General features: G+C 61.8%; 15 protein-coding genes. 1 reads left to right on the top strand and 14 read right to left on the bottom strand.

The annotated features are described in order from the left end of the window. Positions 1–15 precede the first annotated feature (15 nt). The 12 genes from AB4Z53_RS21150 to AB4Z53_RS21095 form a co-directional block, all read right to left on the bottom strand. The gene (locus AB4Z53_RS21150; RefSeq protein ID WP_441597592.1) at positions 16–1,221 is read right to left on the bottom strand and encodes an ADP-ribosylglycohydrolase family protein; all 1,206 of its coding nucleotides are present in this window, start codon (positions 1,219–1,221) and stop codon (positions 16–18) included. Beyond that, entirely contained in the window at positions 1,211–2,632 is a 1,422-nt protein-coding gene (locus AB4Z53_RS21145; RefSeq protein WP_441597591.1) for an extracellular solute-binding protein, read from the bottom strand. Before AB4Z53_RS21145 ends, AB4Z53_RS21150 begins: the two co-directional genes overlap by 11 nt. Before the next feature lie 49 nt (positions 2,633–2,681). Continuing rightward, positions 2,682–3,584: a carbohydrate ABC transporter permease gene (locus AB4Z53_RS21140; RefSeq protein ID WP_441597590.1), complete on the bottom strand. Its 903-nt coding sequence runs from the start codon at positions 3,582–3,584 to the stop codon at positions 2,682–2,684. Beyond that, positions 3,584–4,549: an ABC transporter permease gene (locus AB4Z53_RS21135; protein ID WP_441597589.1), complete on the bottom strand. Its 966-nt coding sequence runs from the start codon at positions 4,547–4,549 to the stop codon at positions 3,584–3,586. Before AB4Z53_RS21135 ends, AB4Z53_RS21140 begins: the two co-directional genes overlap by 1 nt. A 3-nt stretch (positions 4,550–4,552) precedes the next feature. Then, positions 4,553–5,602 carry a LacI family DNA-binding transcriptional regulator gene (locus AB4Z53_RS21130; protein WP_441597588.1) on the bottom strand — a complete coding sequence of 350 codons (1,050 nt, stop codon included), beginning with the start codon at positions 5,600–5,602 and terminating at the stop codon, positions 4,553–4,555. Positions 5,603–6,035: 433 nt separating this feature from the next. After that, the gene (locus AB4Z53_RS21125; RefSeq protein WP_441597587.1) at positions 6,036–7,655 is read right to left on the bottom strand and encodes a dihydroxyacetone kinase subunit DhaK; all 1,620 of its coding nucleotides are present in this window, start codon (positions 7,653–7,655) and stop codon (positions 6,036–6,038) included. Positions 7,656–7,665: 10 nt separating this feature from the next. Beyond that, positions 7,666–8,661 carry an ABC transporter ATP-binding protein gene (locus tag AB4Z53_RS21120; RefSeq protein ID WP_441597586.1) on the bottom strand — a complete coding sequence of 332 codons (996 nt, stop codon included), beginning with the start codon at positions 8,659–8,661 and terminating at the stop codon, positions 7,666–7,668. Next, positions 8,654–9,751, bottom strand: coding sequence for an ABC transporter ATP-binding protein (locus tag AB4Z53_RS21115; RefSeq protein WP_441597585.1), 1,098 nt, complete (start codon positions 9,749–9,751; stop codon positions 8,654–8,656). Before AB4Z53_RS21115 ends, AB4Z53_RS21120 begins: the two co-directional genes overlap by 8 nt. 4 nt (positions 9,752–9,755) lie before the next feature. Further along, positions 9,756–9,944 carry a hypothetical protein gene (locus tag AB4Z53_RS21110; protein WP_065372979.1) on the bottom strand — a complete coding sequence of 63 codons (189 nt, stop codon included), beginning with the start codon at positions 9,942–9,944 and terminating at the stop codon, positions 9,756–9,758. Next, positions 9,941–10,879, bottom strand: a complete 939-nt coding sequence (locus AB4Z53_RS21105) for a carbohydrate ABC transporter permease (RefSeq protein ID WP_441597584.1) — start codon at positions 10,877–10,879, stop codon at positions 9,941–9,943. The genes AB4Z53_RS21110 and AB4Z53_RS21105 overlap by 4 nt, the downstream gene beginning before the upstream one ends. Continuing rightward, entirely contained in the window at positions 10,876–11,823 is a 948-nt protein-coding gene (locus AB4Z53_RS21100) for a carbohydrate ABC transporter permease (protein WP_291151019.1), read from the bottom strand. The genes AB4Z53_RS21105 and AB4Z53_RS21100 overlap by 4 nt, the downstream gene beginning before the upstream one ends. 207 nt (positions 11,824–12,030) lie before the next feature. Next, on the bottom strand, positions 12,031–13,365 hold the full coding sequence (locus tag AB4Z53_RS21095; protein WP_441597583.1) for an ABC transporter substrate-binding protein: 1,335 nt from the start codon (positions 13,363–13,365) through the stop codon (positions 12,031–12,033). Positions 13,366–13,639: 274 nt separating this feature from the next. Between AB4Z53_RS21095 and AB4Z53_RS21090 the strand changes: the two genes are divergently transcribed. Continuing rightward, entirely contained in the window at positions 13,640–14,677 is a 1,038-nt protein-coding gene (locus AB4Z53_RS21090) for a LacI family DNA-binding transcriptional regulator (protein ID WP_441597582.1), read from the top strand. Positions 14,678–14,770: 93 nt separating this feature from the next. Here AB4Z53_RS21090 and AB4Z53_RS21085 read toward each other — a convergent pair whose 3' ends face one another. Next, positions 14,771–21,928 (bottom strand): tetratricopeptide repeat protein, encoded by a 7,158-nt coding sequence (locus tag AB4Z53_RS21085; protein WP_441597581.1) that lies wholly within the window; start codon positions 21,926–21,928, stop codon positions 14,771–14,773. Then, on the bottom strand, positions 21,928–22,758 hold the full coding sequence (locus tag AB4Z53_RS21080) for a polysaccharide deacetylase family protein (RefSeq protein ID WP_441597580.1): 831 nt from the start codon (positions 22,756–22,758) through the stop codon (positions 21,928–21,930). The genes AB4Z53_RS21085 and AB4Z53_RS21080 overlap by 1 nt, the downstream gene beginning before the upstream one ends.

Below are 22,758 nucleotides of genomic sequence, written 5' to 3'. Positions count from 1 at the left end.
GGATACTTTCGAATTCTAGAGACTGGAAACCTGGGTGAGTTCGGGAGCGGGAAAGAGCCCCGCGCGCGCCTGCGCCCGCGCTGTTTCGCGTGTGCGGTCCGCCGCCTGGATTGCGGTCACCGTTGCGGCAAAGGCATCGGCCGATCGGAAGAGATCGAGCCTGTTGACGCGGTCGAGCTGGGAGGCCATCGCCCGGTCTATGATGCTTTCGCCGTACATTGCGCCAAGGATCGCACCCGCCATGACGCCGATGGAGTCCGTGTCGCGGCCCGAATTGATGCCGTCGACGATCGTCTTGTAGAAATCGCCGTCGTTGACGACGGCGAAGCCGAGCGCCAGCGGCAACTCCTCGATCGAATGGAGGCGCGACGGCTGGTAGGCGTCGGTGGCGATGCCTGCCTTCTGCGGCGTGTGCTGCACGTTGTCGCCCATGGGCGAATAGCGCGCGATGATCCGATGGAATTCGGCGACGACAGTCGCATGATCCGCGCCCTTCAATGAGCGCGCCGCCTCGACGATAGCAGCGATCGCATCGCGCGTTCCGTCCTTGGCGACGGCCAGCGTTTCTTCGATGACGGTATCGAGCGTGGTCCCCGGTACGAATGCGGCAGCGACTGCTGCTGCCAATACGCCGGCAGCCTCCAGGCCGAAACTCTGCTGATGGCCGGAGGCAAAGGCGATTGCCTCATCATAGGCAGCCTTCGGATCGCAGGCATTGGCAACACCGATCGGCGCGATGTACATCGCAGCACCACAGTTCACCATGTTGCCGACGCCGCCCTGGCGCGGGTCGCAGCCCGAAAGCTGATGGCGCTGGAAGATCCACTTCTCCGGGTAGAACAGGCGCTCGATCAGCATCGTTTCGCGCTGCAATTCGGGCACCCAGCGTGGCGTCCAGGCAATCTCGCGCACCATGCCCGACGCCATGTCCCAGGCATCGAGATGACGCTTCACGTCGTCATAGATCGACATGACGCAGAGTGTCATCAGCGTATCGTCGGTGACGATGCCGCCACCACGCACACGTCCGTTGCGGGCCGCTTCGCTCTGCTTCATGCGGTGCCACTCGGTATCGAGCGACGCCACCCGGCCATAGCGCTCGCGAATTTCCGCGGCGGAGAGTTTTTCGACCGGCGCCCCGATGGCGTCGCCGTAAGCGACGCCAAAGAGAAGCGCCCGAACCCGTCCCTTGAGGGAGAGCGCTGCAGCATCATTTGTCATTGAGAACCGTCCTTGCATATTCGGTCATTTTCTCGCCGCCGGCAGCGTTCCATTCGGAAACGAACTGGTCCCACTGGTCCATCTTGGCTTCGCCGGAGACGAACTTGTAGACCCAGGCCCGGTAGACGTTTTCCGTGGCGTCGATGTCGGTGGCGTATTCGGCAGGCCAGACGAAGGCATTGTCTGGCTTGAAGTCGGCTGAGATCGTCTTAAGCGATTGCTGCGCAGCCTCGCTCAGCCACTGCACCGGCGGCTGCCAGTTGGCGGCAACGAGGAAGCGGGCGTACCAGGTTGCGAGCTTGTCGGTCGGCTTGATGGTCTCGCCGTCCTTGGTGTACTGCTCACCTTCGAAGCCGAGCCGTTCGATCGCCTGGCCCTCGGGGCTGGCGATGAAATCGAGCAGCTTGACCACCTCTTCCTTGTGTTCGGAGGTCGTCGCGATCGCGAGACCACGCGCTTCCTTGGAGACGTCGAGCGCCATCAGGCCTTGGCCGGCCGGACCCTTGGGCGGCGAAAGCAGGCTCAGCGTCACGTCAGGATGGGCCTGGCGCATCTTGCCGCCATAGATGTCGATGACTTCCGCGGAAGAACCGAAGATCACGCCGGCACGACCGGAATAGAACTTGTCTTCCTTGACGTCCCATTTGGTGGTGATGAACTCCGGATCATAGAGCCCCTGCTCGCGCAGCGACGCATAGAAGGCGACCTTCGCCTTTTCCGCTGCCGAGACTCGGGCATGGATCCATTCGCCAGCATCGTTCTTCAACCAGGTTCCGGTCACGCCGAAGGCCTGGTTGAAGATGGCGTCGAGCTCCTGGGTATTGTCGGCAGTTGTGACGCCGTAGCTGTCGGCCTTGCCGTTGCCGTCGAGGTCACCGTCCTTGATCGCCTTGAAAAGGGCAACGTAATCGTCGGTCGTCTTGGGTGCCGCGACGCCCGACTTTTCGAGCCAATCCGTGCGGATGACCGGCTGCGGCATACGCGGCGGGTAGACATAGAGAAGATAGGGATAGTTCTTCAGCCGCTCGACATTGTGCGGGAAGAGCGCATCCTTCAGATAGGTCGTCTTCGGCAGCCAGTTGTTCCAGTCCTCGAGCACGCCCTGCTCGGCCATCTTGGCATCACCGCCCTGGAAATAGATGAGATCCGGGATATCGCCGGACAGAAGCATGGCGCTCAGCTTGTCGGCGTAGCCCGAGGACGGCAGGTCGATGACCTGGATGTGGATGTCGGTGCCCTTGGCTTTCAGCGCCTCCTCATAGGCTTTCATGAGCTTCACATCGTCTGGATTGCTCGTCGTGAGGTCCTTCGAGACGACGCGGATCGTCACCGGGTCAGCGAAGGCGGGCATCGCGACGCTCGCCATCAGAGCGACGGCGGTGGTTGCGCCAAGGATCAGTTTTCCAAGCATGTTTGTTCCTCCCAATATGCTTTGGCCTTTATGTTTCGGTTCTGCATCGTCAGCCCTTCAGCGCACCGCTCATGGTGCCCTTGGTGAAGAACTTCAGGATGAGTGGGTAAATCGCGAGGATCGGCGCGATGGTCAGCAGGATCATGCCTGCCTTCAGCGCGCGAATGTTGATCTGGCTCGCGCCGGTATAGTTGTTGCTGTCGACGACCCCGACCATGGCGAGCTTGTCGCCTTCGACCACGAACTGGCGGAGAACGACCTGCAGCGGCCACTTCGACTGGTCGTTGAGATAGATCATCGCCCGGAAAAACTCGTTCCAGTGGAAGACGAAATAAAAGAGCGCGATGGTCGCCAGCGCCGACTTGGCGAGGGGCAGCGCCACGTACCAGAAGATCTGGAAGGGATTGGCACCGTCGAGTTCAGAGGCTTCGATCAGTTCCTTCGGCACTTCCTCGAAGAAGCGCACCAGAATGACCAGGTACCAGGCGTTGACGACCTTGAAGAGGATCAGCGACCAGTAGCTGTCGAGCAGACCGAGGCGCTTGTTGATGAAATAGTCGGGGATGATGCCGGGCTCGAAGACGATCGTGACCAGCACGAAGACGAAGATGATGCGCCGGCCGGGCAGACCGGGACGCGAAAGCGCCCAGGCCATCAGCGCCGTCAGCACGACACCGAGGAAGGTGCTGACCAGCGTGATGAAGATCGAGTTGAAGAGACCACGCTGAACGGCGGAGTTGTTGATCAGCAGGTTCCAGACTTCGGTCGAGAAGCCATTCGGGACGACAGTCAGGCCGCTCATCCCAGCTACCTTGCCCGGATCCGAAAACGAGATGGCGAGCAGGTTGAGGAGCGGCTGGACCGTCAGCACGACGAGGAACAGCAGCGTCGAGACGATGATCGCATATTCGAGCCGCTCGAGCGGCGTTCTGCGGACGTTGTGGGCGGCCATCACCATACCCCCTTGCCAGTAAGACGTTTCGAGAGAAGGTGTGCAGCGACGATCATCAGCATGCCGAGCAGGGCCTTGAAGAGACCCGCGGCCGTTGCGAGCGAGTATTCGCCCGTCTGCAGGCCGATGCGATAGACATAGGTGTCGATGATATCGATCTTGCTGCGCACGACGTCGTTGGAGAAGTTGATCACCTGATTGAGGTCGGCATTCAGGAACATGCCGGCATTCAGGATGAAGAGTGTCGCAATGGTCGGCACGATGCCCGGAATGGTGACGTAACGGATCTTCTGCCAGCGGTTGGCACCGTCGATCTCGGCCGCGTCATAAAGTTCCTGGTCGATGGCGATGATCGCGGCCAGATAAAGCAGGCTGTCCCAGCCGGCCGAGCGCCAGATCTCGGAGAAGACCAGTATCCAGCGGATCGAGCCGGTATCGGTCATGAAGGAGACCGGCTGCAGGCCGAAGAAACCGATGATATCGTTGACCGCGCCGTCGCTTGGCGAGAGCACGGCAATGAACACGCCGGCGATGACGACCCAGGACAGGAAGTGCGGCAGGTAGATCGCCGACTGAATGAATTTGCGAAAGGCGCCTCCCCGGATCTCGTTGAGCAAAAGCGCGACGATGATCGGGATCGGAAAGAAGAAGACGATTTTCATCGTCGAGATGATCAGAGTGTTCGCCAGAACCTGCCAGAAGATCGGCGATGAGAAGAGCGTCTGGAAATGCTTGATGCCAACCCAGATGTTCGGCGGGATGATGCGCAGCTGCTCGAAGGCGATCTTGGCTTCCCAGATCGGAAAGTAATGAAAGATCACGAAGAAGATCAGGCCGGGCGCCATCATCAGGTAATAGGGCCACCATTGCCGCACGCTTTTCGACAGGCTTTGGCGTCGAATTTTGGGAACGTTCCCATTTCGTGAAATTGTTGCGTTCACCACAAGTTCGTTGCTTACCGCCATTACTTACCTCCCTGCCGCCATGCGCACGGATGCCGCCCCGGAAACATCGGCAACAGAGCCGCGCTCCACCAATCGGCACGGCAGATAGATCCGTTCGCGCTGGCGTCCACCGGCGATCTGGTCGATCAGACATTCGACCGCGCGAATGCCGATCTGCCGGCCGGGTTTCTCGATGGTCGTCAGACCCGGCCACGAAAAGGCCCCGGCCGGAATGCCGTCGAAGCCAAGGATCGAGATATCCTCAGGGCACCGCAGCCCCGCTTCGCGAACGGCGATCATCGCTCCAAGCGCCATGAGGTCGTTTGCAACGAACACGGCGCGGTTTCCTTTCCAGGGTTTCGTAAGCAGGCGGGCCATCGCGCTATGCCCGCCCTCGACCGTATAGTCGGACTCTTCGACGAGCAGGACTTCGGGATCGACATCGCGGGCGATGCAGTGCTCGTGGACGGAACGCAGGAAGCGAGCGCGCGCCAGGCGCGACCTCGGCCCGAGCATCAAGGCCGGCGCCGGGTGACCGCGCTCGGCGAGAATATCCATGCCGAGCCGAACCGCCTGCGCAATGTCGGAACCGACGCTCAAGGTATCGGGGAAACGCTCAGCGCTCGAACCGATGAAAACGAAGGGCATGCCGAAACGGTCGAGATCGTCGAAATTGTCCGCGACGGGATTGATGATCGCGCCGTCGACGCGGGCGCGGCGCAGGGCGCGCAGATGAGTCGCCTCCTTGTGCGCGTCCCAATCGGACGAGAAGATCAGAAGCGAAATGTCGTCCTTTGCCGCACGATCCTGCGCGCCGCGGGCAACTTCGGCCCAGAAAGGGTTGGTAATGTCAGGAATGACGATCCCGAGCAGGCCGCTACGGCCGGAGCGCATGCCGACAGCAAGCTGATTTGGCTCGTAGCCCGTTGCGGCGACGGCCTTCAGCACGCGATCGCGCGCTTCCTCGGAAATATTGGCGGAACCGCCCAGAACACGCGCGACGGTGCTCTTCGAAACGCCTGCGCGTTTGGCAACGTCTATGATGGTCGCCCTTCGACCGGTCGCGTTGTTCATGGACTTCCTCCCGAAGTTCAACGACGCCTCTCCCGGGCCTCATTGAATTCTGTGGGAACGTTACCATGAGAAATTTCGTGTTGGCAAGAGGCAGGCAAAAATATCCGGATCTTTGCAATAGCCTGCCCCCGGCCTTGCGGGGATGCCTATGGTGGCGCGAAGTTACCCTCGTCCGTTCACGCGCTGTCGAAACGGAAATTGCCGCCGAGGGAACCGAGCTGCCTTTGATGGACATTCGGATGGCCGGCACATACCCCTGTTACTGTCAGCCGTGCGGTTGCGCGACGAGGCTTGGCATGAGCGCGTCTTCCGCATCCGAGGAGATGTCCCCGGACAGGCTTCCGGCACTGTGCCGTCACGAACGGACGACCTGCGTGAGCGTTTTCGCCGCCGAACACCAGGTTCGGCGGCGCCTTCGCAGGGTGATAGCAGCCTAGGCGGCCAGATGTTCGAACAGTCGGGCGACGGCCTCGGCGCCCGGATCGACATGGCCTTCAAGCTGCTTTGCATTGATGTAGGCCGCACGGCCGGCCTTTGCGCGCGTCAAGGTCGAGGTGAAGTTCGCCCCCGATCGCGCCGCCGCTGCTGCCGCGACCACGCTGTCTTCGAGCGCATCGAGCGCCGGAGACAGCGCATCGATCATCGTGCGGTCGCCGATCTTGGCGCCACCGATCTCCTGCATGCGCGCAAGCCCGGTGCGAAGCGCCTCGCGCATCGGTAGCCCGCTGGATGCTCCGTCGCCGGCGGCTGCGAAGAAAATGGCAAGCAGCACGCCGGAGGAACCACCCATGGTCTGGCTGAGCTCCTGGCCGATCGCCCGCAGGAGCTGAGTGTGATCCGAAAGCGGCAGTCGATCGATGGCATTGATCAGCGCCCGGGCGGCACCGGCGAGCGTCGAGCCGGTATCGCCATCGCCGGACTTTGCGTCGAGGGCATTGAGATCCTGCTCGGCGGCGATCAGCACCTTGCAGCAATCGATCAGGAACGCGCGCGTCGCCCGGTGTTCGGATGCCATCGGCGTGATTGGCGTCAGCCCATCCGGCAAGGCAGCGACGGCGACCGGCCGGACCTCTGAGACGCCCGGCCAGGCGGCGATCGTCACCGGCGCCTTCAGAAGTTCCAGTTCCGCCTGGTCAGCCGCAAAGACCGAGACCGAGAAGCCTTGCATGTCGAGCGACGTCATCAGCGGCGCCGGGCCAATCGTATGGGTGATCTTTTTTCCGAGCGGCAAGTGGATGAGGTCGTGGGCAAGCACAGACATTTCAAGAACCGAGGTGCCGCCGAGATTGTTGATCAGGGCGACATGCTGGCCTTCGCCCATAACGGCCGCCAGTCGCTCCGCCATGGTCGCCACCGACGCGCGGGCGCCGGAAAAGTCGATCTGTTCCACACCGGCCTCGCCGTGAATGCCGAGGCCAAGCTCCGCCTTGCCTTCCGGAATCCGTTCTTCCTTTGGCGAGCCCGGAACGCGGCAGGTGTCCAGCGACATGCCGATGCTGTGCGTGCCGGCAATCACCTTCTTGGCGGCAGCGGTCACCGTTTCGAGGTCGGCGCCGCGTTCGGCGAGTGCACCGGCGATCTTGTGCACGAACAGGGTACCGGCAACACCGCGGGCCTGAGGCAGGTCGGGAAGCGCGATGTCGTCACCGACGATCACCATGCTCACCTTCAAGCCGAAGGCGCGGGCGCGCTCGGCAGCAAGGCCAAAGTTCAGCCGGTCGCCGGTATAGTTCTTGACGACGAGCAGGCAGCCGGCGGGACCGGTCACGGCAAGGATACCGGCCAGCACGGCGTCGACGCTCGGCGAGGCGAAGACATCGCCGCAGACGGCGGCCGTCAGCATGCCGCGCCCGACAAAACCGACATGGGCAGGCTCATGGCCGGATCCGCCGCCGGAGACGATCGCGACCTTGGACTTATCCCAGTCGGTGCGCAGCACGACCCGGATATGCGGATAGCCGTCAAGGCGGGTGAGCGCGCCGCCGGACAGAGCCAGAACGCCGTCGATCGCTTCCGTCACGACATCTTCCCGCTTGTTGATGAATTGCGCCATTTCGAGCTCCTTAAGCCAAACGCATGCCTGCCGCGTCGAAGTAGAGCGGCTTCGAAGGTTGAATCTTGATCGTTTCGCCGCCCTTAAGCGGCGTGTGGGCGTCCGTGACTGTGATGAGGTCGTGTTTCCTGAAGGTCAGGTGCAGACGTGTCTGATCGCCGAGATGCTCGACGCGCTTGACCAGCGCCTCCTCCCCTTCGCCCTGGCGGATGTGCTCCGGCCGGAGACCTATGCTTGCTGCGCCCGAGGGGGCGCCGGCGAAAATATCGGCCGGAAGCACGTTGATCCGAGGTTGTCCGAGGCGCGTGGCGGCATAGACGCTGACAGGCCGCTCATAGACTTCGCGCGGCGAGCCGAATTGCACGAGCCTGCCCTCATTCAGCACGCCGACATGGGTCGCCATCGTCATCGCCTCGATCTGATCGTGGGTGACATAGAGCAGCGTTGCCCCGGACCTTGCCTGAATGCGCTTGAGCTCGATGCGAAGGTCGGCCCTGAGCTTGGCGTCGAGCGAACTCAGCGGCTCGTCCATGAGGAAGATCTGCGGCTCACGAACGAGGGCACGGCCGATGGAAACACGCTGCATCTCCCCGCCTGACAGCGCAGTCGCCTTGTTGTCGAGCTTGTGCGCGATCTGCAGAACCTCGGCAACTTCCCTCACCTTCCGGTCGATCTCGTCCCTCGGCGTCTTCAGCAAGGGAGACTTCAGCGGAAACTCCAGATTCTGACGAACGGTGAGATGTGGATAGAGCGAATACTGCTGGAAGACCATGGCAACGTTGCGTTCGGCGGGCGCCAGCCCACGCATCGGCTGTCCATCGATGTAGACTTCGCCGCGATCGGGCGTGTCGAGGCCCGAAACCATTCTCAGCGCCGTCGTCTTTCCGGCACCGGTCGGCCCGAGCAGCACGACAAAGGAGCCGTCGGGTACAGTCAATGAGACATTGTCGAGAGCGACTGTGCCGGCAAACGACTTCGTCACGTTTTCCAGGACGACTTCAGCCATGTCTGAGCACTCCTTCATTGCCGTCGGATAGCAGCACCTTGCCGGTCTCCGCGTCGAAAATCGAAAGCGTCCTCGCGTCGAACTCGAGGCCCACCTGCTCGCCATCCTTAACCCCGTGACCCGATGGAATGCGCGCCTTCAGTTCGCCGTGGCTCGTTGCGAGCGTTACGATCTGCGTGGTCCCGAGGTATTCGACCGCACTCACCCGTCCCCGGTAGGCGCCATCGCTGACGAACTTCACGTGCTCCGGGCGAACGCCGAGCGTCAACCTTCCGGCGCGGCCTTCCCGTGACGTTGGCACCTTGACCTCGATGCCGCCGAGATCGATGGAACCGCCGCCGACACCGATCATCCCTTCGAAGTCGAGGAAGTTCATCGGCGGCGAGCCGATGAACTGAGCCACGAATTTCGTCGCGGGCCAGTCGTAGATCTGCTGCGGCTTGCCGAACTGTTCGACGACGCCGTGGTTCATGACGACAATCTTGTCGCCCATCTGCATGGCTTCGAGCTGGTCGTGGGTCACATAGACGGTGGTCGCGCCCATGCGATCATGCAGCGCCCGCAACTCTTCGGCCATGTGCTCGCGGAATTCGGCGTCGAGCGCGCCCAGCGGTTCGTCCATGAAGAAGGCCTTCGGACGCCGCACGATCGCGCGCCCGAGCGCGACGCGCTGCCGGTCGCCGCCCGAGAGCCCGCCGACGGGCTTGTCGAGAATGTTCTCGATCTTGAGAATGCGGGCGACTTCGGCGACGCGCGACCTGACCTCCTCGCCGCGCAAGCCTTGGCTCACCAGCGGATAGGAGATGTTCTTGCGCACATTCATATGCGGATAGAGCGCGAACATCTGGAAGACGAAGGCGATGTCGCGCTTACTGGCGGGTTTCATCCCGACCTCTTCACCGTCGATGAAGATCTCGCCGCTGGTCGGCAGTTCCAGGCCCGCCATCATGCGCAAGGTCGTCGTCTTGCCGCAGCCGGATGGGCCGAGCAGCATGAAGAACTCGCCATCCTCGATGGTAAAGCTCGAAGAGCGCACCGCGGTAAAGGCGCCGAACTCCTTGCGCACGCTCTGAATTCTGATCTGCGCCATCGGCTTACTCCGGAAAATGGCTGACGATGATGAACATCACCGTGCCCAGCAAGGTTATGACGAAGGACCAGGAGTAGAGGACGAGCGCGAAGGGCTGCATGAGCATGAAGACGCCCGCAGCAATCAGCGCCGACGCCAGCATTTCCCAGGCGCCGCGACGCAAATGCAGCAATCCGTTGAAAAATCTTGTCATTTGCGTACGGCTCCGAAGGTGATGCCGCGCAGCAGGTGTTTGCGCAGAAGAATGGTGAAGACCATGACCGGGACGAGGAACAGGGTTGCTCCGGCGGCAACGGCCGGCCAATCCTGGCCGCTGACCCCGATGATGGTCGGGATGAAAGGCGGCGCCGTCTGGGCATTGCCCGAGGTCAGAAGCACCGCGAAGGCGTACTCGTTCCAGGCAAAGATCAGGCAGAAGATCGCCGTGGAGGCGATGCCGGTCGCCGCTTGCGGCAACACCACCTTGTAGAACGCCTGGAAGCGGGTGTAGCCATCGATCAGAGCCGCCTCCTCATATTCGACCGGGATCTCATCGATGAAGCCCTTGAGCAGCCAGACCGACAGCGACAGGTTGACGGCGGTATAGAGCAAGATCATGCCCGCATGGGTATCGTTCAGGCCCAAGGACCGGAACATCAGGAAGATCGGGATGGCAACGGCGATCGGCGGCATCATGCGCGTCGAGAGGATGAAGAACAGCAGATCGTCCTTCAGTGGAACCTTGAAACGCGAGAAGGCGTAGGCGGCGGCCGTGCCGAGCACGATGCAGAGCACCGTCGAGCCGAAGCCGATGATCACCGAGTTGGTGAACCGCTCGGCAAACCGAGACGGACCGGAGATGACCAGGCCATCCTTGCGAACCAGCTTGTCATACCAGGTCTGCGGCTCGCCGACCGCCTTCAATTGCTCCTCGGTGAGCCGCGTGCGCGTCGTGAAGACGTTGACATAGCCCTCCACCGTCGGCGTAAAGAAGGTCTTCGGCGGATAGGCGATCGCGTCGGACGGTGACTTGAAGCTCGTCGCGATGATCCAGACAAGCGGCAGGATCGTGATCAGGGCGTAGCCAACGACCAGGATCCCGGCGCACCATTTTTGCCGTCGCGACGGCTCGGTTACGGAATAGCTCATCGTTGTTTGACCTTGTTCAGGGCTTTGACGTAGATCGACGCCAAGCCGAAGACGGTGACGAAGAGGATGACGGCATAGGCAGAGGCGTAGCCGGTGCGCCACTTCTCGAAGGCCTCGCGTTTCAGGTTGATCGAGGTGAGCTCGGTGATCGATCCCGGCCCCCCACCGGTCAACTGCACCACCAGGTCGAACATCTTGAAATTCTCGATGCCGCGGAAAAGCACGGCGAGCATCAGGAACGGCAGCACCAGCGGAATGGTGATCGTCCAGAATTGCCGCCATTTGCTGGCGCGATCGCATTCGGCCGCCTCATAAATGCTGCTCGGAATGGAGCGCAGCCCCGCAAGGCAGATCAACATCACGAAGGGCGTCCACATCCAGGTATCGACGATGACGATTGCCCAGGGCGCAAGCGATACGTCGCCGATCATCGAAAAGCTCGACGGATCGGCACCAGTGAGAAAGCCGACCGCGTAGTTGAAGAGACCGATCTGCGGTTGATAGAGAAAGGTCCAGAAATTGCCGACGACCGCCGGGCTCAGCATCATCGGCAGCACGATGATCGTCGTCCATAGATCGTTGCCACGGAACTTCTTGTTGATCAGATAGGCGAGAGAAAAGCCGATCAGCACCTGAAGGACGATCGTCCAGATCAGGAAGTGGGCCGTCGCCTGCATTGTCAACCAGATGTCCTTGTCGGACAGGATGCTCAGGTAATTCTTGAGCCCGACGAATTCGACTTCGGCATTGGGCCGATTGACCCGAAAGTTCGTAAAACTCAGCCGGACCGTCCAGATCAGCGGGAAGATGTTGACCGCAAGAAGCAGGACGATCGAAGGAGCCACGAACAACCAGGCCAACGAGCGATCCGACAGACCTCGCACCCGTTTGGCAATGGCATGCGGCGTCGCTCCGGCGACCCGGTCCACTGTGGATTTCAGCATTGGTATTCCCTCAGTTGACTGCAGCGCCGGGCTTCTCGTTGAACGCACGAAGGTCGCTGCAACACTTTCAATTGCTGCATGTTTTGTCCTTCAAGCGGCAACGATTGGAGGAAACATGCAGTGGGCGGCGACAGAACCGGGGAAAATCCCCGGCTCCGTGTCGCGCCATGGCGCGCTGGGAGGTGCGCAGCCACGGCCTTGATGGCGTCAGTACTTGCCTTCGTCGTCGAAGATCTGCGTCCAATCCTTGGCAAGACCGTCGAGCGCATCCTGGGCAGAGCCCTGGCCGGCAACCACATAGTCGTGGAAGCGCTTCTGCGTCGCCTGAAGCAGCGAGGCATAGGAGGGCTCGGCCCAGAAGTCCTTCACGATCGCCATGGAGTCCAGGAAGGTCTGGGCATAGGGCTGGCTCGTTGCAAAGCCCGGATCTTCGACCACCTTGCGCAGCGCCGAATAGCCGCCCATCTGCCACCATTTCTGCTGGATTTCCGGTTGGGCGAACCACTTGATGTAGGCGAGCGCATCGTCCTGCTTTTCGGACGCTGCGACCACGGAGATACCCTGGCCGCCGAGCTGTGCAAAGGCGACACCATCAGGACCGGCCGGGTTCGGGAAATAGCCAGACTTGTCGCCACCGACATTGGCGTCGGCATTGATGCCAGGCCAGGTAAAGGCGAAGTTCATGTGCAGCGCGACCTGGCCGGATTTATAGGCGTCGATGTCCTCGGACATGTAAGCGTCGGAATGCCCGGGCGGTGTGCAGCAGTCGTAGAGCGTCTTATAGAACTCCAGGCCCTGCACAGCCTTGGCGGAATTCACATATCCCTCGAGCTCGTAGGGCTTGTTCGGGTTCTGATACTCGAAGCCGAAGCTGTAGAGCACGTCCATCGCACCCATGGTGATGCCTTCGGACCCGCGCTCGGTATAGATCGCGGCGCCGTAGACCGTCTTTCCGTCAATCTCCCGCTTCTGGAAGAATTCGGCAATGTCCTTGAGTTCGGCAAAGGTCTTCGGCACAGCGAGGTCGCGGCCATATTTGCCCTTGAACTCGGCCTGCAGCTCGGGGCGGGCGAACCAGTCCTTGCGGTAGCTCCAGCCGACGACGTCGCCAAACGCCGGCAGCGCCCAGTAGTTCGGCGAGTTCTTCGGCCATTCGRCATAACCGACCACGGTTGCCGGGATGAAGTCACTCATCTTGATCCCTTCCTTGTCGAAGAAATCGTTGAGCTTGACGTATTGACCGTTTTCCGCGGCGCCGCCGATCCACTGGCTGTCGCCGATCATCAGGTCGCACAGTTTGCCGCCGGAGTTCAGCTCGTTGAGCATGCGGTCAGCGAAGTTCGGCCACGGCACGAACTCATATTTCATCTTGATGCCGCTCTTGGCCTCGAAGTCCTTGCTGAGTTCGACAAGAGCGTTTGCCGGATCCCAGGCCGCCCAGCAGAGGGTCAGCTCGGCTGCGCTTGCGTGGCCGGTATTTGCGGCACTTGCAGCGAGCAACGCACCAAATGCGGCCAGTGATTTGAAATGACGAAGTTCCATAGCTGGGGCCTCCTCCCCGTTCCTTCCGACCTCCATCGGAAGCTGAAAACGCCTGTGGCGAATAGCAGCTGCGAAGCGACGTTCCCGCACGGGTTCGGCTTCCGCGTACCGCTTCGTGGCCTCACGCACTCCTCAGGTGGCCACAGCATGATTCATATTGAGGTGCGCACCTCAATGCAAGCAAATTTTGAGGTGCGCACATCAATTCTTGCTTTTCGATTGCTTTTGTTGGAGGAATCGCCCTGAAGGATCGAGAGCAAAGAGAAGCGATAGAATGCGTCCTACCGCGAAAGACCTGGCAGAGGCCGCCGGCGTAAGCCTGGCCACCGTCGACCGTGTGCTGAACGACCGCCCGAATGTCAGCAAGAAGGCTTTTCGCAAGGTCAACGACGCCATTGAGCGCATCGGTTTCGTCAGGAATCCGGCCGCCGTTGCACTGGCGCGCAACAAGACCTACCGGTTTCGCTTCGTCCTTCCCGTCTCGGGTGACCAATATCTGAGCGAGCTCATCGGGCGTGTCACCGAGGCACGCGATGCGCTACGCGCCGATTCCACCGAGGTGGAAGCCGTGCAGATACCGATGACAGATCCGCACCACGTCGCAAMGTATCTGAGCCTCATCGACCACGAAGCCGTCGATGGCGTCGCGGTGATGGCACCGGAATCGCCGCAGGTGCGCGACGCGCTGGTGCGGCTCGTGGAGCGGGGCGTAAGGGTCGTGCAGTTCCTGTCCGGCCAGGAACGGCTGGAAAGCGCCGACTATGTCGGCATCGACAATTTTGCGGCAGGCGCCACGGCCGGCAAAATCGCAGGCCGCTTCATCGGCAACCGGTCCGGCAAGATCATGGTCGTGGCGGAAACCATGATGGCGCTCGACAGCATTCAGCGCCGCCTCGGCTTCGACAGCATCATCAACGCGCAGTTCCCGCATCTCCAATGCCTGCCCTCACTCGAAACCTATGCCGACGAGAAGCGCGCCGAACTGATCATTCACCGGACGCTGGAGCACAATCCGGACACCCTCGCCGTCTACGTCCTAAGTTCCGAGGCGCGGGCGCCATTGACGGCGGTCGGAAATGCGCAGGGTTCGCGTCAACTCACCGTCGTTGCCCACGAACGCACGCCCTTCAGCGAGCGGGCGCTGATGGACGAACGCATCGACGCCCTGATCGCCCAGGATCCCGGCCATGCGGTGCGAAGCGCGCTGCGCATCATGCGCGCCCGTGCCGACCACCGCGAGCTCCTGGCTTCGCAAGAGAGGATCCGCATCGAGATCCTCCTTAAAGAAAATCTTCTGCTGCAGGGTCCTTAGGGCGGCGTCAGCCGCCATAAGCCACACTATGCCTGTGTCAGTTGCGGCCGAGACGTTGCGGAAGGGCCCGCAAACCGTACCTGCAAAGTTGCTTCAGAACATCTGAGCAAGTGTCTCGACGACCCGCGGCGTCGAGACACCTTGATTGCATTGGCGCGCTGGGAGGAGTGTGCGGCATTGCCGCACCAATGCCGCTTGGGCCGCCCCGTTCAACCGCCCGTCAAGTGGCCCGACACGCACGCCGCTTTGGCGCAGCCGTACCTCGATCACATAGGCAAAAAGCTGAGGGTTCGTCCTCGACAAGTCACGCACAACCCGCTGCCGTTCCGGTTGGGTGAGGGCTGTGAACCTGTTGCTGAGGGCCTCGAACGCCCCTGCTTTTGCTGTCGAGGCGTCCAAAAGGAAGGTCTGAATGCTCATCTCCGGACCGGAAAGCAGGTCTACCGAAGCGGCCAAGGTCGACTTCGCTTTGGCGCTATCCTTGCGTACAAGTTGCGTCCGACCGTCGCGCTTTCCGTCGCGATATGCCTCGATCAAATCGATCGCTGCAATCCGATCACCCTCTTTCGCAGCCTTCTGCAGGACCGAAACGGCCTCCTTGCTGCTGCGAGCCGCGCCCTGCCCGTAGAAGAGAGCCTCGGCGACGGCTGATGATGCACCGACCACGTTCTCGTCAACGGAACGTCGCAACAGAACGACGCCTGCCGCAGCGGCCTTTCCGGTCTTCGTCGACGCATTGAAGCGACCCAGTGCTAAGGCGGCACCCGGGTTCCCCGTTTCGAAAGCCATTTTGTAGTATCTCTCAGCTTCCTTTACGTTGCGCGCAGCGAGACGACCGCTGTTATAAGCGTCACCGAGCCTGAGCATTGCTGAGACGCTGCCCTTCGACGCGGCGTCCTGATAGTATGTCAGGGCCAACTTCGGATCGAGCGCGGTTACTTGCCCCCCGCCGTAAAGATCACCGAGCGAAAGCAAGGCTGACGCCGACCCGTCTGCTGCCAGTGCTGTCAACGCATGGACTGCCGAAGCGACGTCCTTGTTCATGCCTTGGCCTCGTGCCTGCATCTCGGCGAGACGTATCTTGGCGTCGACATCGCCCTGTTCCGTCGCCTGACGATAATGCTCGAGCGCAATGCCGTAGTCCGCTTTCACGTCCTGCCCCTCGACATAAAGATCGCCAAGGCGCAAATGCGCTCGAATGGATCCGAACTGCGTTGCCTTTTCGAGCGCCGCCACAGCGAGGCTCGGCTGCAAGGGTATGCGACCGGAAAGGTACAGCTCGGCGAGTGCGACCAGAATATCCGGACTTGCACTGGTCCCGAGCGCACGCAGTTCCCCCATCCCGCCGGAGACGTCGCGTTCCGTTCCTTCGCCCCGTATCGTCAGTTCGGCGACGCGTAGCCGACCCTCCATGTTGCCCTGATCCGCAGCTGCGCCGTAGGACGCGAACGCCTTGGCCGGATCTTCCGCCCGATAGCCGTCGCCAAGCCGCAACATGGCTCGCACGCTGCCTTGCCCGGCAGCTTGTTGGTAGTATTGTCGCGCGCGCCCAGGATCAACGGGCACCGTTTGGCCCTTGGTATAAAGGTCTCCCAGCGAGTAAGCGGCGCCTGCTTCACCTTGCGCGGCGAGCATCGCCAATTCGCCCGTAGCAGACCCGGCGTCCGGGGCCATGCCGCGACCGAGCGCCTTCATCTCCGCAAGCCGTACCTTCGCCTCAAGACTCCCTTGCCCCGCCGCCTGCCGATAGTGCTCGAGCGCAAGCGAATAGTTGAGTGCCACCGCGTCACCGGCGGCGTATAGATCGCCAAGCCGCACATGCGCATCGACAGAACCGACATTTGCCGCACGCTCCAAGGCTGCAACGCCAAGTTCCGGCTGCATTGGCACGCGACCGGACAGGCAGAGGTCGGCCAGTGCTTCAAGCACGCTCGGGCTGTCAGTTTTTGCGAGCAAGCGCAAATTCGCAACGCCTTGCGAAACATCCTGCGCTGTCCCCTCGCCACGGATCGTCAGCTCCGCAACCCGCAGGCTCCCGTCCAGACTGCCCTGCTTTGCGGCTGCGCTATAGGCGGCGAACGCCTTGGTTGGTTCGTGCGCTCGATAGGCATCGCCGAGCCGCAGCAGTGCAGTCAAACTCCCCTGTTTTGCTGCCTGTTCGTAGTAGCGGATTGCCTGGTTCGCATCGACGGGGATTGCGCCTGCGCTTCCATAGAGATCGCCAAGGGCGAGCGCAGCGCTCGCTTCACCTCGGTCAGCAAGCGCGGCCAACTCGGACTTGGCGGCGTCCGCGTTCTGCTCACCGCCTTGCCCTCTGGCCTGCATTTCTGCGAGCCGTATCTTTGCCGCGACATTCCCCTGTTCTGCAGCGCGACGATAATAGCTTTGTGCGAGCGTGAAGTCTGTCGTGGCCGCCTGGCTTTCCGAATAGAAGTCGCCGAGCCGCAGCAGCGCCGCGACGTTGCCTTGCGCTGCCGCTTGTCGGTAATAGTCCGCGGCTCGGGCGCGGTCCGCCGGCACGGATTCGCCCTTGCTGTAAAGATCGCCGACGGCGAGCGACGCCTCTGCCCCACCGCGGGTGGCAAGGTTGTCGAGCTCAATCTTCGCAGCGGAGATATCCTGTGGGATCCCTTTACCCTGCGCCCGCATTTCCGCGAGCCTTACCTTTGCCTCCAAATTCCCGCGCTCGGCTGCACGGCGATAGTGGTCGAAGGCAGTCGCAAAGTCTGTCGCCACCCCTTTGCCGGCGAAATAGAGATCCCCCATTCGAACATTCGCCGTCGTGCTGCCCTGAGACGCTGCCTGGCGGAAATACTCTAATGCCTGGGCAGGATCAGCCGGGACGACCTTGCCGTCGCTGTAGAGATCACCCAACGCCAGCGAAGCCTCCTGTCGGCCGGTCGCAGCAAGGCTCTTGAGTTCGGCTTGAGCGGATGCGAGGTCTTGAGTGACGCCAAGACCGCGCGCCTTCATTTCCGCAAGCCGGACCTTCGCCTCCACGCTACCCTGGCCTGCGGCCTGGCGGTAAAAGTCCCGCGCGCGGGCGTAGTCGGTCATGGTCGTCTCGCTCATGGAGTAGAGCTCGCCGAGCCGTAGCAGCGCCGTCAGGCTGCCTCGGCCGGCCGCCTGCTGATAATAATCGACTGTGCGCACCGGGTCGGCCTGTACCACCTCCCCCTTGCGGTAGAATTCACCCAGGGAAAGGGCAGCCGCCGCTTCCCCCTGTTCTGCCAGAGCAGCCAACTCTTGTGTCGCCGACGTCACGTCTCGAGACACGCCCTGTCCACGGGCCTTCATTTCTGCCAGCCGGACTACGGCCTCAGCGTTCCCCTGCCCGGCAGCCTGGCGATAATAGTTTTGCGCCAAGGCAAAATCCGCCACTGGCGATTCACTTTCGGAATAGTATCCGCCCAGTCGCAGCAACGCGCTAACGCTGCCTTCGTCGGCCGCCTGCCGATAATAATGCAGCGCTCTTACCGGATCAGACGGCACCACCTCTCCCGTACCGTAAAGATCCCCCAGCGAGATCGCTGCGGCCGTGTCGCCACTGTCGGCAAGCGCCGTCAACGCACGCGTCGCCGACACGACGTCCTGGGTCGCGCCTTGGCCCCGCGCTGTCATTTCTGCAAGCCGGATCTTTGCCTCGTTGCTACCCCGCTCTGCCGCCTGACGATATTGTTCGAACGCTTCGGCGTAGTCCGTCGCGAACAGACCGCCGGCGGAGTAGAGATTGCCCAACCGAAGATGCGCGGTTGAGCTCCCCTGTGAGACCGCCTGCCGATAGTAATTCAGAGCAACAGGTGGATCGGACGGTACGATCTTTCCTTCGGCATAGAGATCACCAAGGGTGAGGGACGCGCTGGCTTCTCCTCCCTTGGCAAGTGCCGCAAGTTCTGCGGTGGCAGCGGTCACATTTTGCGCGACGCCCTGTCCTCTTGCCTTCATCTCCGCGAGCCGGACTTTTGCCTCGACGCTGCCAAGCTCCGCGGCCTGGCGATAATAACCGGCCGCGCGGGTCGGATCGGCAGAGACGACCTGGCCGTTGCTATAAAGCTCGCCCAATGCAACTGCTGCGGCCTTTTCTCCTCCGTCTGCCAGGACGGTCAACTCACTTGTCGCAGAAGCGACATCCTGGGCCACGCCCTGTCCTCGCGCCTTCATTTCCGCGAGCCGGACCTTTGCCACTGAATTTCCCCGGCTGGCAGCCCGCCGATAGTGATCGAGCGCTGCGGCATAGTCCGTTGTCGATGTCCTGCCGGCAGAATAGACGTCTCCCAGTCGCAGATACGCCGTCATGCTCCCCTGCGTGGCCGCCTGCCGATAGTATTGCAGACCTTGTGTTGGATCCGCAGATACGGCCTCTCCCCTGCCGTAAAGATCACCCAACGCGAGAGCGGCCGCAGTCTCGCCCCGCTGCGCAAGCTCGGCAAGCTCCCGCGTCGCGGTCGCAACATCGCCGGCAACGCCCTGCCCTCGCGCCTGCATTTCAGCGAGCCGGATCTTGGCGTTCACGCTCCCCCGGCCGACCGCCTGACGGTAAAACTCCTGCGCAAGCCCATAGTTGACCATCGTTGGCTGCCCTTGGGAGTATAAGTCACCAAGCCGCAACAAGGCGGTTACGCTGCCCACATCTGCGGCCTGCTGATACCAGTACAGGGCTTTGTGCGGATCGACGGCAACGACCTCGCCTCTGCCGTAGAGATCGCCAAGGGCCAATGACGCATCTGCATCACCCCCCGCCGCAAGTTGTTCGAGATCTGTCTTAGCGGAGGCGATGTCCTGGGGGACTCCGCGCCCACGCGCCTTCATTTCAGCGACCCGCACCTTTGCGCCGACGTTTCCAGTCTCTGCGGCCTTGCGAAAGAACTCCATCGCGCGCCCGTAGTCGGCAGCGGACCGCTCACCGTCGGAATAGAACTCGCCGAGCCGAAGAAGCGCCGACACACTGCCCTGTGCAACAGCCCTTTGAAAGTAAGTCACAGCCTGCGCCGGCTCGGCCGGTATCGCCTGTCCGTCGCTATAGAGATTGCCGAGAGCCAGAGAGGCACCAGCCTCCCCCGCCGCGGCCAAAGCATCCAATTCGGCCTTCGCGGTGGATATGTCCTGTGCTGTACCGCGTCCCCTTGCCTTCATTTCCAAAAGGCGCACCTTCGCGCCGGCATTGCCCCTGGCCGCCTGTTCATAGCTTACGATTGCAGTCCCGTAGTCGCCCGTCAGTGCGCCCTGGGCGGCGTAAATATCGCCCAGCCGAACCAAAGCCGTTGTGCTTCCGAGCGCGGCAGCTTGCTGGTAATAGCCGATCGCGCGTGCCGGATCAGCCCGCACGACCTCTCCGCCGTAATAGAGGTTCCCCAAGGTGAGGGCCGCGGCCGGTTCCCCTCGTTCAGCGAGTGAGATCAACGTGCGGGTTGCCAATGTTACGTTTTGAACGGTTCCCTGTCCGTGAGCCTCCATTTCCGCAAGCCGCACCTGCGCATTTGCGCTGCCCCTGCCAACGGCACGGCGGTAATAATCCTGCGCGAGCGTGTAGTCAGGCTTGGACGTGTCATTCGAGGAGTAGAGATCCCCAAGCCGTGTCAGCGCCGGAACACTCCCCTGATCGGCAGCGCGCCGATAATGGAGCCAGGCTTGGGCAGCATCTACCGGCATGACCTCCCCTCGCGCGTAGAGATCGCCCAGAATAAGTGACGCCTCCCCCTCGCCCTGCGCCGCCAAGCCTTCCAGTTCGGCCTTGGCAGAGGCAACGTCCTGTGCCACGCCACGGCCCTTCGCCTGCATTTCGGCCAACCGCACTTTTGCGCTGGCACTACCCCTCTCGATTGCTGCACGATAGTATTCGAGCGCCCGCCCATATTCAGGCCGTGACAATTCGCCTTCCGAATGAAATTCGCCGAGCCTTAGCAATGCCGTTACGCTGCCTTGAGCGGCGGCCTGACGATAGTAGATTAGCGCCTTAGCGGGCTCGATCGCGAGTGCCCGACCGTCCCCATAGAGGTCACCGAGAGCCAAAGAGGCAGCAGCTTCTCCTGTACTGGCAAGCGAGATCAGCTCTGTCGTCGCAGCGGCGAGGTCCCGCGACACGCCGCGCCCTCTCGCCTTCATCTCTGCAAGCCGCACTCTTGCACCGACATTCCCGGTCGCCGCAGCCTGGCGGTAACTTGCAACAGCTGGACCATAGTCACCACTCACCGCCGCTTGATCCGCGTACAGATCGCCAAGCTGCATCAGCGCCGTCGCGCTGCCGTGGGCGGCGGCCTGACGGTAATATTCCACCGCGCGGTGCCAATCCGCCGGAATGACATCGCCTTTCAGATAAAAACTTCCAAGCGAGAGGTCGGCGATTGGCGCACCGAGATCGGCCAGAGCCTGCAGTTCACCGATCGCTTGCTTCACATTGCGTGACATGCCTTGACCGCGTGCCTGCATTTCTGCAAGCCGGACCTTCGCTTCCACATTCCCTTGTTCAGCAGCCAGGCGGTAATGAACGACCGCCGCGGCGTAGTCAGTCGCCAAGACCGTTCCGGAATAATAGAGGTCTCCCAGCCTGACCTGCGCACTTGTCGAGCCAAGAGCTGCGGCCTTACGAAGCGCGGCAACGGCGATCTCCCCCTGCTCCGGAACGCGCCCGGATAGACAAAGATCAGCCAGTTGCTCGAGGACGCCTGGATTGTCGGATCCACCGACCGAGCGCAAGTTTGCCGCTCCTGCCGCCACGTCGCGTTGCGTGCCTTCACCGCGGATCAACAACTCCGCGACCCGCAACTGCCCAGCGACGACCCCTTGATTTGCCGCCTTGGTGTACGCGGCGAATGCCTTTGTGGGGTCATGCGCCACGAGTTCGCCACGACTGTAGAGATCTCCCAGGCCGATCAGCGCACCCCGATACCCATAGGCTGCCGCCCGTGAGTAGAGCTTGAGGACGCGGGCGCCGTCGGGCACATCATTGACAACCGCACCTCCGGTTTTCGGCTGCGACACGGCTACGATCGCATCGGGCCCGGCGTTGCGCAGCAAGTCTTCATACTCCACGAGCAACCGGTCGACGGTCGCGCCGTCGATGCGGCGTGCGAGGTAGAGATCCGCCAGTTGTGAGAGTGCTCGACCGAGGTTGGGCTGGAAAACCTGGTCTCCGTCAGGCAGGTCGGTTTGCGAATTAGGGCGATTTGCGGAGGTTTGTGGCGTAGTGGCAGACGCCGACCCCGCCCAAAGGAAGCCAACCGCGACAAGGCCGATCCATCCCGCTGAACGCATCACCCCCCACTTTCTGACCCGGCCACCTGGCGTCGTGGAAACACCGACCGGTGCAAGGCACGCATGCGTCTTGCTGCGCGCCATCCGGTGGCAATGAGCCTATCGACCGGTGGCGCGACGGGCAGTTGCGGCATCTCGATCAGATCCATGAGCGCGTCCGGTGTTACCTCGCTGGTGACAACGATCCGAGACAGCGCAAAGAGATCTTCCGTCTGGCTACTCAGCGCATGGCGAACGCGGCAAGCCGCAAGGTATCCGGCCTCTTGCGCAATCCGGCGCGTTTCGCTTGACGCGTAACCGTGGGGGTAGGCAAATGTGGTGACGGGAGCACCCAAACCGTCTTCCAGGGCTTTTTTGCTATCTCGAAGCTCCGTTGTAGCTTTTGCCCTCGAAAGCGTGTCAAGTTCCGGATGGCTCACAGAATGCGCGCCAATCTCGACTCCTGCGCGTTGCAGATCACGCAACGCGCCCCAGTCGAGCATCGGACGATTTCCCTCGCCAAGATCTGAAAGCCATCGAGCGGTCTTCCCTACAAATCCAGTCGCAACGTAGAGGGTAGCGGCGAATTTGCGGGCGGCCAGAACAGGCAGTGCGGCTTCGGAAAAATCCCGAAGACCATCGTCGAAGGTGATCAAGCAGGTGCGCGGAGGCACCAATTGTCCGCGGCTTCGCAATAGCGCGAGGTCGGCAACCGTAATCGAGCGGTAGCCGCGCTGCGACAAGGCACGTAGATGCGCGTCCAACTCCCGCTCGGTCACCAGCCAGCGTCGATATGCCGGGGCACAATCACGACCGACACTGTGATAGACCAAAATCGGGATAGATTGCAT

The sequence above is a fragment of the Ensifer sp. 2TAB8 genome, from assembly GCF_052115125.1.
Classification (GTDB): domain Bacteria; phylum Pseudomonadota; class Alphaproteobacteria; order Rhizobiales; family Rhizobiaceae; genus Ensifer.
The sequence above is the reverse complement of the archived record's forward strand: the minus strand, read 5'-3'. Positions and strand labels throughout refer to the sequence as shown.

Bases quoted from the DNA above. Each gene is read 5' to 3' on its own strand.
- AB4Z53_RS21100 (WP_291151019.1), bottom strand. From the start codon at position 11,823: ATGCTGAAATCCACAGTGGACCGGGTCGCCGGAGCGACGCCGCATGCC.
- AB4Z53_RS21145 (WP_441597591.1), bottom strand. From the start codon at position 2,632: ATGCTTGGAAAACTGATCCTTGGCGCAACCACCGCCGTCGCTCTGATG.
- AB4Z53_RS21140 (WP_441597590.1), bottom strand. From the start codon at position 3,584: ATGGCCGCCCACAACGTCCGCAGAACGCCGCTCGAGCGGCTCGAATAT.
- AB4Z53_RS21115 (WP_441597585.1), bottom strand. From the start codon at position 9,751: ATGGCGCAGATCAGAATTCAGAGCGTGCGCAAGGAGTTCGGCGCCTTT.
- AB4Z53_RS21105 (WP_441597584.1), bottom strand. From the start codon at position 10,879: ATGAGCTATTCCGTAACCGAGCCGTCGCGACGGCAAAAATGGTGCGCC.
- AB4Z53_RS21120 (WP_441597586.1), bottom strand. From the start codon at position 8,661: ATGGCTGAAGTCGTCCTGGAAAACGTGACGAAGTCGTTTGCCGGCACA.
- AB4Z53_RS21110 (WP_065372979.1), bottom strand. From the start codon at position 9,944: ATGACAAGATTTTTCAACGGATTGCTGCATTTGCGTCGCGGCGCCTGG.
- AB4Z53_RS21125 (WP_441597587.1), bottom strand. From the start codon at position 7,655: ATGGCGCAATTCATCAACAAGCGGGAAGATGTCGTGACGGAAGCGATC.
- AB4Z53_RS21080 (WP_441597580.1), bottom strand. From the start codon at position 22,758: ATGCAATCTATCCCGATTTTGGTCTATCACAGTGTCGGTCGTGATTGT.
- AB4Z53_RS21085 (WP_441597581.1), bottom strand. From the start codon at position 21,928: ATGCGTTCAGCGGGATGGATCGGCCTTGTCGCGGTTGGCTTCCTTTGG.
- AB4Z53_RS21130 (WP_441597588.1), bottom strand. From the start codon at position 5,602: ATGAACAACGCGACCGGTCGAAGGGCGACCATCATAGACGTTGCCAAA.
- AB4Z53_RS21150 (WP_441597592.1), bottom strand. From the start codon at position 1,221: ATGACAAATGATGCTGCAGCGCTCTCCCTCAAGGGACGGGTTCGGGCG.
- AB4Z53_RS21135 (WP_441597589.1), bottom strand. From the start codon at position 4,549: ATGGCGGTAAGCAACGAACTTGTGGTGAACGCAACAATTTCACGAAAT.